This window comes from Micromonospora sp. CPCC 206061, from assembly GCF_036906915.1.
In the GTDB taxonomy this organism is placed as follows: domain Bacteria; phylum Actinomycetota; class Actinomycetes; order Mycobacteriales; family Micromonosporaceae; genus Phytohabitans.
Genome location: NZ_JBAKHX010000078.1, coordinates 24,662 through 36,559 on the forward strand (window position 1 = coordinate 24,662; position 11,898 = coordinate 36,559).

Annotated in this window: 12 protein-coding genes; 7 read left to right on the top strand and 5 right to left on the bottom strand. The window is 71.3% G+C overall.

What is annotated here, in order from left to right; genetic code table 11:
• The first annotated feature begins 13 nt into the window (after positions 1 to 13).
• The 3 genes from V6V89_RS33700 to V6V89_RS33710 are packed head-to-tail and all read left to right on the top strand — an operon-like array spanning position 14 to position 2,842.
• Positions 14 to 910, top strand: a complete 897-nt coding sequence (locus V6V89_RS33700; RefSeq protein ID WP_334623598.1) for a phytanoyl-CoA dioxygenase family protein — start codon at positions 14 to 16, stop codon at positions 908 to 910.
• Between the two features lie 29 nt (positions 911 to 939).
• Positions 940 to 1,878, top strand: a complete 939-nt coding sequence (locus V6V89_RS33705; RefSeq protein WP_334623612.1) for a thiamine pyrophosphate-dependent dehydrogenase E1 component subunit alpha — start codon at positions 940 to 942, stop codon at positions 1,876 to 1,878.
• On the top strand, positions 1,871 to 2,842 hold the full coding sequence (locus V6V89_RS33710; protein WP_334623599.1) for an alpha-ketoacid dehydrogenase subunit beta: 972 nt from the start codon (positions 1,871 to 1,873) through the stop codon (positions 2,840 to 2,842). Before V6V89_RS33705 ends, V6V89_RS33710 begins: the two co-directional genes overlap by 8 nt.
• A gap of 122 nt (positions 2,843 to 2,964) precedes the next feature.
• Here the strand turns inward: V6V89_RS33710 and V6V89_RS33715 are convergent, their stop codons facing one another.
• The gene (locus V6V89_RS33715) at positions 2,965 to 4,128 is read right to left on the bottom strand and encodes a glycosyltransferase (RefSeq protein WP_334623600.1); all 1,164 of its coding nucleotides are present in this window, start codon (positions 4,126 to 4,128) and stop codon (positions 2,965 to 2,967) included.
• A complete protein-coding gene (locus tag V6V89_RS33720) occupies positions 4,125 to 4,382 on the bottom strand; it encodes a hypothetical protein (RefSeq protein ID WP_334623601.1) in 258 nt (85 codons plus the stop codon). Before V6V89_RS33720 ends, V6V89_RS33715 begins: the two co-directional genes overlap by 4 nt.
• A gap of 115 nt (positions 4,383 to 4,497) precedes the next feature.
• Between V6V89_RS33720 and V6V89_RS33725 the strand changes: the two genes are divergently transcribed.
• Positions 4,498 to 5,451: an ATP-binding cassette domain-containing protein gene (locus V6V89_RS33725; protein ID WP_334623602.1), complete on the top strand. Its 954-nt coding sequence runs from the start codon at positions 4,498 to 4,500 to the stop codon at positions 5,449 to 5,451.
• Positions 5,452 to 5,506: 55 nt separating this feature from the next.
• Here the strand turns inward: V6V89_RS33725 and V6V89_RS33730 are convergent, their stop codons facing one another.
• Positions 5,507 to 5,953: a hypothetical protein gene (locus V6V89_RS33730; RefSeq protein WP_334623603.1), complete on the bottom strand. Its 447-nt coding sequence runs from the start codon at positions 5,951 to 5,953 to the stop codon at positions 5,507 to 5,509.
• 48 nt (positions 5,954 to 6,001) lie between these two features.
• On the bottom strand, positions 6,002 to 6,637 hold the full coding sequence (locus V6V89_RS33735; RefSeq protein ID WP_334623604.1) for a 4'-phosphopantetheinyl transferase family protein: 636 nt from the start codon (positions 6,635 to 6,637) through the stop codon (positions 6,002 to 6,004).
• A gap of 104 nt (positions 6,638 to 6,741) precedes the next feature.
• Between V6V89_RS33735 and V6V89_RS33740 the strand changes: the two genes are divergently transcribed.
• Positions 6,742 to 7,827 carry an alpha-hydroxy acid oxidase gene (locus V6V89_RS33740; protein ID WP_334623605.1) on the top strand — a complete coding sequence of 362 codons (1,086 nt, stop codon included), beginning with the start codon at positions 6,742 to 6,744 and terminating at the stop codon, positions 7,825 to 7,827.
• On the opposite strand, the gene V6V89_RS33745 is transcribed toward V6V89_RS33740, so the two are convergent.
• Complete coding sequence (locus tag V6V89_RS33745) at positions 7,817 to 9,121, bottom strand: aminotransferase-like domain-containing protein (protein ID WP_334623606.1); 1,305 nt, start codon at positions 9,119 to 9,121, stop codon at positions 7,817 to 7,819. The two genes, V6V89_RS33740 and V6V89_RS33745, sit on opposite strands and share 11 nt — an antisense overlap.
• A 50-nt stretch (positions 9,122 to 9,171) precedes the next feature.
• Here V6V89_RS33745 and V6V89_RS33750 point away from each other — a divergent pair, with 50 nt between their 5' ends.
• Together V6V89_RS33750 and tyrS are read left to right on the top strand one after the other, a co-directional pair.
• Entirely contained in the window at positions 9,172 to 10,110 is a 939-nt protein-coding gene (locus V6V89_RS33750) for an alpha/beta hydrolase (protein ID WP_334623607.1), read from the top strand.
• Between the two features lie 104 nt (positions 10,111 to 10,214).
• Complete coding sequence (gene tyrS / locus V6V89_RS33755) at positions 10,215 to 11,471, top strand: tyrosine--tRNA ligase (RefSeq protein WP_334623609.1); 1,257 nt, start codon at positions 10,215 to 10,217, stop codon at positions 11,469 to 11,471.
• Positions 11,472 to 11,898 lie beyond the last annotated feature (427 nt).

The following is an 11,898-nucleotide window of genomic DNA, read 5'->3' on the forward strand; positions in this document are numbered from 1 at the left end:
GAGGAAGTTCATCATGGTCACCGCCACTGGCCTGGAGGAGGCGCTGCTGCCCTCCGACGCGGACGTGCGCTGGTACGCCGAGCACGGCTGGTACCTGTCCAAGAAGCTGTTCACCGACGACGAGGTCGACGCGCTCGTCGAGGCTAGCGAAGCGTTCTACGCCGGGGCACGCAGTCGCCGACTGCCGCACCGCCCGCCGACGCTCGCGTACTGGGAGCCGTCGGCCGGCCCGGTGCAGCGGCACAACGACTACGTGCACTACGAGAGCGACCCGATCGCCGCGCTGCTACGCAAGCCCATCGTCGGCGCCGTCGCCGCCCGGCTCGCCGAGGCCGACGAGATCCGGCTGTTCCAGTCCACGCTTATTTACAAGCCGCCGGTCGCCGACGAACCGACCAACCTGGTGCCCTGGCACTTCGACCGGCACTACTGGCAGACCTGCACCTCCGACCGGATGCTGACCGCGTTCATCCCGTTCCACGACTGCGACGAGTCGATGGGCACCATCACGATGGTCGACGGCAGTCACCTGTGGCGGGAGGTCGGCGCCGACGACAGCACCACGCGGCACTTCGCGCACCGCGATCCCGCCCAGCTCGAACAGCTCCTGCGTGACAACGCCCGCCACAACGGCCAGCGCGTCCGCAAGATCCCGATGATCATCCCCAAGGGACACATGAGCTTCCACCACTGCCGCACCTACCACGGCAGCGGCCAGAACCGCTCCGGCCGGCCGCGCCGCGCGGTCTCGTTGCACCTTCAGGACGGCGACAACCGGTACCGCCGCCGCGAGCTGAGCGACGGCACACTGGTCCGCTACAACCACGACCACTTCGTACGCCGGGACGCCGATGGTGCTCCCGACTACGCCGACCCCGAGTTCTGCCCCGTCCTGTGGCGTACCTCGTGAACGGCGACGCTGCCGAGCTGTATCGCACGATGCGGCTGATCCGGCGGTTCGAGGAGCGCGCCATCGACCTGGTGCGCTCCGGCGACATCGCCAGCGGCATCCACCCGTGCATCGGTCAGGAGGCGGTCGCGGCCGGCGTGTGTGCCGCGCTGCGCCCCGACGACATCGTGCTCAGCAACCACCGCGGCCACGGCCACCTGCTCGCCAAGGGCAGCGACCCGGGCCGGTTCCTGGCCGAGCTGGCCGCCAAGGACACCGGCATCGACCGGGGCCGGGCCGGCTCGTTCCACCCGTCCGACTTCACCGCCGGTGTGTACGGCGCCAGCGGCACCGTCGGGCACGGCGCCGCTATCGCCGCCGGTGTCGCCTGGGCCGTCGGTCAGGACAGCGACCGCGTGGTGGTCTCCTTCTTCGGCGATGGCGCGGTGAGCCAGGGCGCGTTGCTGGAGTCGTTCAACCTGGCCGCGCTGTGGCGGGTGCCGGTGGTTTTCGTGTGCGAGAACAACTACTACGCCACGACGCTGCCCGCTGACACGGCGATCGCCGGCACGGTAACCGGCCGGGCCGAGGCGTTCGGCATTCCCGCGTACACGGTGGATGGGCAGGACGTCGATGTGGTGTTCGAGGCGGCGGCGGACGCCGTGGGCCGGGCCCGTGCGGGCGGTGGGCCTTCGCTTCTGGAGTTCAGCACGTACCGGTACGAGGGGCATCACACGTTCGAGCGCGCGATGCGGCTGCGGTACCGCGACGAGGCCGAGGTGGCCCGGTGGCAGGCGCGCGATCCCTTGGTTCTGCAGGCCTCACGCGTGGCTCCCGAGGTGCGGGAGCACCTCGACGCGCAGATCGAGGCGTTGCTCGACGAGGCTGTCCGGTACGCGGTGGAGAGCCCGCAACCCGACCCGCTGGACGCCTTCGATCACCTGTACGCGGGCGGGATGCGGGTCCGCGCGGGGGTGTCGCATGCCTAAGCTGTCGTACGCGAAGGCGCTCAACCGCGCGCTCGGTGACGAGATGGCGCGCGATGAGTCGGTGTTCGTGATGGGTGAAGACATCCACCTGGCGCTGACCCAGACCACCACCGGGCTGCTCGACCGGTTTGGGCCGCAGCGGGTGGTGCAGACGCCGCTGTCCGAGCAGGGCTTCACCAACTTCGCTACCGGTGCGGCGATGGCCGGCAAGCGGCCCGTCGTTGAGTATCAGATCCCGTTCCTGCTGCTGCTCGTGATCGAGCAGATCGCCAACCAGGCCAACAAGTTCGCCCTGATGAGCGGCGGGCAGACCCGGGTGCCGGTGACGTATCTGCTGCCCGGCACCGGATGGCGTCCCGGTTGGGGCGCGCAGCACTCCGACCAGCCGTACAGCGTCTTCGCCCACCTGGGAGTCAAGACGGTCATACCCGCCACCCCCACCGACGCGTACGGGCTGCTGACCACCGCGATCCGCGACGACGATCCGGTGATGGTGTTCGCGCCGATGCCCGCGCTCGGCGTCCGCGAAGACGTCGACTACGCCGACCTGGCGCCGGTGCCGCTCGGCGTCGGGCTGGTGCGGCGGTCCGGCACCGACGTGACTGTCGTGGCGGTGGGTCACCTGGTGCACGACGCGCTCGCGGTGGCCGACGAGCTGGCCGGCGAGGTGTCGGTGGAGGTTTTCGACCCGCGGTCGCTGTTTCCGTTCGACTGGGCGGGTCTGGCGGCGTCGCTGGAGCGCACCGGCCGGCTGGTGGTCTTCGACGACAGCAATCGCTCGTGCGGGCTGGCCGGGGAGATCCTGGCCACGGCGGCTGAGGAGATGCGCCTCGACGCCCCGCCCAGGCGGGTGACGCGCCCCGACGGCGCCGTCGTGATCGGCTGCGCTCCCGCTCTGGACCTGGCCGTCCAACCCAGCCGCGCCCAGCTGACGACCGCGATCCGCACGGTCCTGAAGTCCTGACCCCGCGCGTCCGCGATCAAGGCCATTCCCGTCGATCAAGGGCAAACGCACGCGGAAAAGAGATCGAACCGCGTGCGTTTGCCCTTGATCGACGGAAAGAGGGGCGCCGCGGGGGAGGGCGGCTACGCGCGGAGGGCCAGGTGCTCCAGGCGTGTTGCGGCGGCCGCGGCGCCGCCGGCCGACGCGAAGGACTCGGCCACGCGGGCGGCCGCGGCGCGGTAGGTAGGGGCGTCGAGGACCTCGGTCAGCGCGGCGCGCAGCTCCGCCGGGCCGGAGCGGCCAAAACGGACCCGCACGCCGGCACCCGCCGCTACCACCTGGGCGGCGGTCACCGGCTGGTCGTGCTTGATGGGCGCCATCACCAGCGGAACCCCGTACGTCAGCGCCTCGGACACCGTGTTCAGCCCGGCGTGGCAGACGACCGCGCCGACCCTCGGCAGCAGCTCCAGGAACGGTGCGCGCGGCACCACCAGCACGTTCGGCGGCGGGTCGGGCACGGTGTGCGGCGCGGCGGTGACAACCGCCTGCACCTGGCCGCCCAGCGGGGCGAGCGCCGCCATCAGCCGCGGGTAGAACTCGCGGGCCACGTCTTCGGCGAGGGTGCCCATCGTCACCAGCACCAGCCGGTGGCGGGGGTCGAGCGCCGCCCACGGGAAGTCCGGCCCGGCCGGCCGGTCGTGGTCGAGGGCGGGGCCGACCAGCGCGTAGTGCGGCGGGAACGGCGCCGGCCCGGTGAGCGCGGGCGTGGTGAACCCGAGAACCAGGTGCGGGGAGAAGCGCGGGTCGACGTACTCGTGTGCGGGCAGCCCGGCCTCGCACCACAGACCGGCCAGGGTCGCGCGGATCCACGCGTCGACCCGGGGGAGCGCGCGCAGCGGCTCGGTCAGCTCCATCGACTGTGGAGCCAGGCTCGCCCAGGGCAGGCCATTGGCCGTCGCGACGAGGGCACCTGCGATGGCGTGCTGGTCGACGGCGACGACGTCCGGCCGGTACGCCGCGACGGCGCGCGCTACCGCCGGCCGCGTGAACCGGGCGAACGGCGCCACGAACCCTTCCCACAGCGACTTGAGCGCCCGCGCGCCCCGGTCACGCTGGCCACCGTAGGGGCGCATGCCGGTCGGGTACACGGTGACGCCGTCGCCGAGCATGCGCCGCAGCGCCGACTCGGGGCCGGTCCACGCCACGTCGTGGCCGCGTGCGAGCAGCACCCGGGCCACCGCACCGGCCGGGTTGACGTGCCCGGCCAGCGGTGGCACGACGAAAAGGAAGCGGCTGCCTGTGTTCATCGAGGCACCAGCGCCGCGACGTCGCCGACCGTCAGGGCGATGATCTGGTCGAGGTCGAGCCCGGTCACGTATCCGACCACGTCGACGCCGTACCGGACGCGCACCGCGTCACCCCACGCGGCCAGCTCGCCGCTTTCCAGCCCGAGGTCGTCTTCGAGCCGGCTGGCTGCGGTGATGGCGGCGGCCCACGCCTCGTCTTCACCTGTGACCGCGCGCAGCAGCCCGGCCAGCTCGCGTATCAGCGCTCCGTCCATAGTGGCTACACGGTAACCCGGGAACGGATCGCGTTGTGGCGCCTCGAATCCGTTCCAAGGGATCCTCGACCGGACAGCGAGAGCGACCACCGCGAACCCTTGTACCGTATGGCAAATGATCGCCACCAAGGGACTGCGTAAGTCGTTTCGCACCGGCAGGCGCCGGGCGGCGACGGTCGTGGAGGCCGTGCGCGGCGTCGACCTCGACGTCGCCGAAGGCGAGATCTTCGGCTTCCTCGGGCCCAACGGGGCGGGGAAGACCACGACGCTGCAGATGCTGGCCACGCTCATCACCCCGGACGGCGGAGACGCCACCATCGCCGGCGCAGACCTGCGCGCCGATCCGGGCGAGGTGCGTCGCAGGGTGGGATACGTGGCGCAGGGCGGCAGCACGTGGGGCGAGTCCACGGCGCGCGAGGAGCTGGTGCTGCACGCGCGCATGTACGGAATAGGCAAGGCCGAGGCACAGCGCCGCGCCGAGCGCGCGCTGGAGGCGTTCCAGCTGACCGAGTACGCCGACCGGCAGTGCAAGACCTACTCCGGTGGCCAGCGGCGCCGGGTCGACATCGCGCTGGGCGTCATCCACCAGCCGAAGGTGGTGTTCCTGGACGAGCCGACGACCGGGCTCGACCCGCAGAGCCGCACCCACCTGTGGGACGAGGTGCGGAGGCTGCGCGACGAGGGCATGACGGTGTTCCTGACCACGCACTATCTCGACGAGGCCGACGCGCTGTGCGACCGGATCGCGATCATCGACCATGGCGAGATCGTCACAGAGGGCCCGCCCGAGCAGCTCAAGCGGGAGATCACCGGCGACGTCCTGGTGGTCGGGCTCAACGGGGCCACGCCGCGGGCCGCCGAGCTGCTCGACGGTGAGGCCTACGTGCGCAAGCTGGAGGCCGGCGAGGACGGGCTACGGCTGTACGTGGACGACGGGGCGACCGCGATCCCGCTGGTGCTGCGAACCCTCGACGGCGCCCGGGTAGAGCTGGGCTCGATCCAGCTGCACCGGCCGAGCCTCGACGACGTGTTCCTGGCCAAGACCGGCCGCACCCTGCGCGAGTCCTGACGGGCCGGAACCGCGTCGCGAGCGGCCCGCCAGAAGGTCACGTCAGCCCGTTTTGTCAGGTTGTGAGTTCTCGGGATAGTCCGCGGTCGACAAGCTTGCCGCTGTTGTAGCGCGCTGCACGCACGTACGCGGTCTTGTTCTCGGGAAAGTTCTTGTCGCACAGGCCCCAGGTGCCGCCGCCCAGCTTGTTGACGCACGAGCCGTACCTGATGGTGGGGTAGGGATCGGTCTCGACCATCCACTCGCCCACCGCGGCGTAGTCGTCCTTCTTCAGGTCGGCGACATAGATCTTGTCGCCGTACGGCATGACGCAGACGACGACGTAGGTGTGGCTGGCGCAGAAGTAGTCGACGCCGTCGGCGCCCTCCGGTGCCCTGGTCGCGACGGCGTAGTCGGTCTCGCTGCCGTAGTAGGCCGCCTGGGCGGCGGCGGGGGTGAGCAGGGTCGCCACCATGCCGGCCACCACCGCCACCGCAAGAAGCACCCAACGAGGTCTGCGCATGCATGGATGCTTATGGACATATCTGGGTCATGTCGAGGTGGCGCACGGCTATCTTGAGCCAATCTTGAACCAGCGCGGGCTGATGGAGAATCCCTCTGAGCCCTCCAGCGCGACGGCCGCTCGGAACCCCGCGGGCGCCGCCAGATCCTGCCAGCGGTACGAGCGGCCGTCCTGACGTGCGACGCAAGGTCCAGGATGGACGGTCACGGCCAGGCCGGGCACGAGGCGGCCGCCGGCGGCCTTCACGCACGCCTCCTTGCGCGCCCACAGCTCCGCGAACCGCGCGACCGGGTCGGCCGCCGCCACGTACCGGGCCTCGGCGGCCGGGAAGTAGCGTGCCGCCATCCGCGGCGCGTCGAGGTGCGGCAGCAGCCGCTGCACGTCTACGCCCACGGCCCGGCGTGTGGTGACGGCGAGCGCGGCCAGGTCGCCGGAGTGCGAGAGGTTGACGCGCAGGCCGGCCACCTCCGGCTTGCCGTGCGGGCCGCGCGTGAACTGGACCGAGCCGGGCCGCGCGTCCAGGTACCGTCCGATGAGGACACGAGCGGCGGCGTGCGCGGCGATGTACCGCATCCGGCGCTGGCGGACGGCGAGCGCGTCGGCGCGTCGGCGCTCCTGCTCGTCGAGCACCGCCGCCAGCTCCGCCACCCCGTCCGGCGGGACGTCGGTCGGGATCAGCCACACGTCGAGACCGTCGATGCCCCGACCGTACCGAGTCCTGGTCGGGACGGCCTCGAAGCGCGCTCGACACCGGTGCGGCAGCCCTCGGCGCGTGGCACGATGAGCCGGTGGACGGTGCCTCGCTGCTGTGCTTGGCCGACTTCGAGGCGGCCGCCGGCCGGCGACTCCCGCCCGGCGTGTGGGACTACATCCGGGGCGGCAGCGGTGAGGAGCAGACTCTCGCCGCCAACCGCAGCGCGTTCGCGCGCCTCCCGCTGCGCCCGCGTTTCCTGGTCGACGTCGAGACCTGCGACCTGAACACCACGCTGCTCGGTGCCCAGCTGAGCGCGCCCATCGGGGTCGCGCCGACGGCGTTTCATCGGCTGGCGCACCCCGACGGCGAGGTCGCCACCGCGCGCGGCGCAGGCGAGGCCGGGCAGCTGATGGTGGTGAGCATCCTGGCGAGCCGCTCGCTCAAAGACGTCGCCGCCGTGGCGAGCGGTCCACTGTGGCTCCAGCTGTACTGGCTGCGGCGGCGGGACCTGCTGGCCGAGGTGGTGCGGCAGGGCGAGGCGCTGGGCTACCGGGCGCTGGTGCTGACCGTCGACACCCCGCGGGTGGGGCGGCGGCTGCGTGACCGGCGCAACGGGTTCGCTGTGCCGCCGGACATCACCGCGGTCAACCTCGACGACGGCATGATGGCCACCACCCACGACGCGCACGCCGGCACCTCCGCGCTGGAACGGCACGCCCGGGAGCAGTTCGACCCGACGCTCACCTGGGCCGATCTGGCGTGGCTGCGCGGCCTGACCGGGCTGCCGATCCTGCTCAAGGGCGTGCTGACCGCCGACGACGCGCGGTTGGCCGTCGAGCACGGGGTGGCCGGCATCGTGGTGTCCAACCACGGCGGCCGGCAGCTCGACGGCGCCCCGGCCGCCATCGACGCGCTGCCCGAGGTGGTCGCGGCGGCTGGCGGTGACTGCCCGGTGCTGCTCGACGGTGGCGTGCGCACCGGAACCGACGTGCTCAAGGCTCTCGCGCTGGGCGCCAGCGCCGTCCTGGTGGGACGGCCGGTGCTGTGGGGGCTGGCGTGCGGCGGCGCGGAAGGGGTACGCGACGTGCTGGGTGTGCTCGCAGCTGAGCTGGAGGACGCGATGGCCCTGTCCGGCCGCCCCCGGCTGCGAGACGTCGACGCCAGCCTGGTCAGCCGATAAAGGCGGCCAGCCGGGCCACGCCTTCTTCGATCTGGTCGGGTGTGAGGTAGCTGCACGACAGGCGGATCTGCCGCTCGCCACCGCCGTCTACATAGAAGTAGCTCATCGGCGTCCACAGGACGCCGTGCTCGCGGGCGCAGCGCGACAGCGCCGCCTCGCCGGCCGCGAACGGCACGGTCAGCACGAGGAAGTACCCGCCGGCCGGCACGTTCCAGGTGACGCCGCTGCCTGGCGGGAAGTGCCGCGCCAGCGCGCCGAGCAGCGTGTCGAGCCGCTCCCGGTACCGCTCGACGCGCTCGGCGTTCGCGGTGCGCAGCCGGCACCCGTACGTCACCAGCATGCCGCCGACGACGGCTTGCGCGAGCGGCGACGTGTTTACCGTGGTCATGCTTTTGATCTTGGACAGCTGGTCGGCGAGCGGGCCGGTCGTGCCGTCCGGCCCGACGACCGGCTGGTCTGCCAGCACGTACCCGACCCGGGCACCCGGGAAGCAGGTCTTGGCGAACGAGCCGAGGTAGACGACCCGCCGGTGCCGGTCGAGCGCCTTGAGCGTGGGCGGCCGGTCACCGGCCCGGGTGAACAGCCCGTACGGATTGTCCTCCAGCAGGTACAGGTCCTCTTCGGCGGCGACGGCGAGCAGCTCCTCGCGGGCGGCTCGCGACATCGACGTGCCGGACGGGTTGGCGAAGTCCGGCACCAGGTAGAGCGCGCGAGGCCGCCGCCCGGCCGTCCGTGCCCGTGCGACGGCGGTTTGAACCGTGCCGGCGTCGATGCCGGACGGCCCTTCCGGCACCGGCGTCACGGCCACGTCGAGCAGCCGCGCGACGCCGGTGATGCCCACGTAGCAGGGCGAGGCCACCAGCAGCACGTCGTCCGGGTCGCGGATGAGCGCCCGGACCGCCAGCAGCATTCCCTCCTGGGCGCCGACCGTCACCACCACCGACTCGGGCGCCACCGTGATGCCCTCGTCGTTGGCCACGGTCGACGCCACCAGATCGTGGATGTGCCCCTTCGTCCGTCCATACTGGAACGTCAGCGCGCCGGCCTCGTCCCGCGAAAACCCGCGGTGCTTGACGAACGCGTCCAGGTACCCGGCGATGACCTCGGTGTCGAACGGCTCGTCGTACGGCCGGCCGGGCGCGAACGAGATGGCGGCGGGGAAGCGGGCGGTCACCTCATTGAGGAAGTTCATGGTGTCCAGCAACGGATCGCGGAGCGAGCCGTGTAGATCGGTCAGTTGCAAGGCGCAGACCTCGGGTGCGACGATGATGCCAGGGAATCGGTGTGTGTCCATACGGTAACTTCGGCGGCTGCAGAAGCCGTCGAGTCTCGCTGGAGGATCCGATGCCCCTCGACCCGCAGCTGCATGCCATGCGTGAGGCCCGCGCCCGTGAGGGTGCCCCCCCGCTGTACGAGATGACCCTTGCCGAGGCGCGCGCCGCCGACCTCGCGGCGATCACAATGGACAGTGGCGATGTCGAGCCGGTCGGCGCCGTGACCGAGCTCACGATCCCTGGCCCGGCCGGCCCGCTGGCCGCACGCGTCTACCGTCCCGAGGGCAACGGCCCGTTCCCGGTACTTGTGTACTTCTTCGGCGGCGGCTGGGTGCTCGGCAGCCTGGACACCTCCGACGGCATCTGCCGGCGGCTCTGCACCGGCGCGGAGGTCGTGGTGGTCTCGGTGGCCTACCGCCTCGCGCCCGAGCACACGTTCCCCGCCGCGCCGTACGACTGCTACGCGGCGACCCGCTGGGCGGCCGACCACGCGGGGGAGTACGGGGGTGACCCGAGCCGGCTGGCGGTGGGGGGCGACAGCGCGGGCGGCAACCTCGCCGCCGCGGTCACGCTCATGGCCCGCGCGGGTGGCCTGCCGCTGTCCGCCCAGGTTCTGGTGTACCCCAACACCCGGTACCGCTCCGACACCCCGTCCATGCGGGAGAACACCGACCGGTACATGTTCAACCGCACCTCCACCGACTGGTACTGGGGCCATTACCTGGCCGATCCCGCCGACGGTGAGGACCCGCTCGCCTCGCCGCTGAACGCCGCCGACCTGAGCGGGCTGCCACCGGCGCTGGTGCTGACGGCCGAGTACGACCCGCTGCGCGACGAAGGCGAGCAGTACGCGGACCGGTTGCGCACGTCGGGCGTACCCGTGGAATTGACGCGTTACGACGGCATGGCGCACGGGTTCTTCACGATGACCGGCACGCTGGAAGCGGCGCGCAAGGCAACCGCGCAGGTCGCGACCTATCTGCGGGCCGCGCTGGCGCGGCCTAGGTGAGCGAGGGAGTGGTCGCCCTTCGGCGCCGCGCGACCGCGCGAACCATCGAGCGCTGCCGGAAACCGGCTGCGAGCCACCCCGGGCGATGAGGGACAATCCTCACCGTGACCGATCTGATCGACGACCTGCAGTGGCGGGGCCTGCTCCAGGACACCACCGACCTCGACGAGCTGCGCAAGCACCTGGGCGCCGGGCCGGCGACTTTCTATGTCGGCTTCGACCCCACCGCGGCCAGCCTGCACGTCGGCCACCTGGTGCAGGTGCTGACCGCGCGGCGGCTCCAGCTCGCCGGGCATCGCCCGTTGCTGCTGGTCGGTGGCGCCACCGGCCAGATCGGCGACCCTCGGGAGACCAGCGAGCGCAGCCTGCACCCGGTCGAGGTGATCGAGAGCTGGGTGGCGCGCATCCGCGACCAGCTCGCCCCGTTCGTCACCTACTCCGGTGACAACGCCGCCACCCTGGTCAACAACCTGGACTGGACCGGGCCGATGTCGATCGTCGAGTTCCTGCGCGACGTCGGCAAGCACTTCCCGGTCAACCGGATGCTGGCCCGCGAGGTGGTCAGGGCGCGCCTGGAGACGGGCATCAGCTTCACCGAGTTCAGCTACCAGCTGCTTCAGGCCAACGACTACTTCGAGCTGCATCGGCGGCACGGCTGCACGCTGCAGTTCGGCGGCTCCGACCAGTGGGGCAACATCACCGCCGGCGTCGACTACATCCGCCGCCGCGGCTCCGGGCCCGTGCACGCGTTCACTACACCCCTGGTCACGAAGTCGGACGGCACGAAGTTCGGTAAGAGCGAGGGCGGCGCCATCTGGCTCGACCCGACCATGACCAGCCCCTACGCGTTCTACCAGTTCTGGGTCAACACGGACGATCGGGACGTCTCGCGGTACCTGCGGTACTTCAGCTTCAAGCCGCACGAAGAGATCCAGCTCCTGGAGAAGGACGTCGCCGAGCGCCCGGCCGCGCGGACCGCGCAGCGTGCGCTGGCGGAAGAGCTGACCACGCTCGTACACGGCGCCGAGGAGACGGCTCAGGTGGTCGCGGCGAGTCAGGCGCTGTTCGGGCGGGGTGAGTTGGCCGAGCTCACGCCGGCCACGCTGGGGGCGGCACTGTCCGAGGCGGGTTTGACGCGGGTACAGGGTCAGTTGCCCCCGATAGCGGCGCTGCTTCGCGACACGGGCCTGGTGGGCAGCATGAACGAGGCGCGGCGTGCCATCGCCGACGGCGGCGCTTACGTCAACAACGAACGGGTGACCGACGCCGAGGCCGTGGTGCCGGCGGATGCGCTGCTGCACGGGCGGTTCCTGGTGCTGCGGCGGGGCAAGAGGACGTTCGCGGGTGTCGAGCTCGTGTGACGGCTGTTGCCGGTGTGACGTGGAACAACCTCCGCCGATTTGACGCTGGATCGGTCGGGCACGTAACTTTCTCTCTGCGCACGGGGTACGGACACTTCGCCCAACAAGGGCAGAGTGGCCAGACCAGCGCGAACGGGCGGTGCGGAAGCCGATTTGGCGACGCGGAGCCGACCGGGTAAGGTAGACGACCGGCAGGGAACCGGGCGAGTGTGCGGCGAGAGTCGCAACGGCCGGCCTGCAGAATCCCTCGATCAAGCGCAGTGCAAGTTGCTGTGGGCGAGCAAGGGACAATCTGGTCTTTCTACCCACGAACTGGGTTACACCGGTTTGACGGGGACGAAGCGGCCGGGTAAAGTAAAACAAGTGCCCCAAGGGCGGGCCTCCTGGTTTGGGGGGTCGGTGGTTTGGTGTGTGTTTGTTCTTTGAG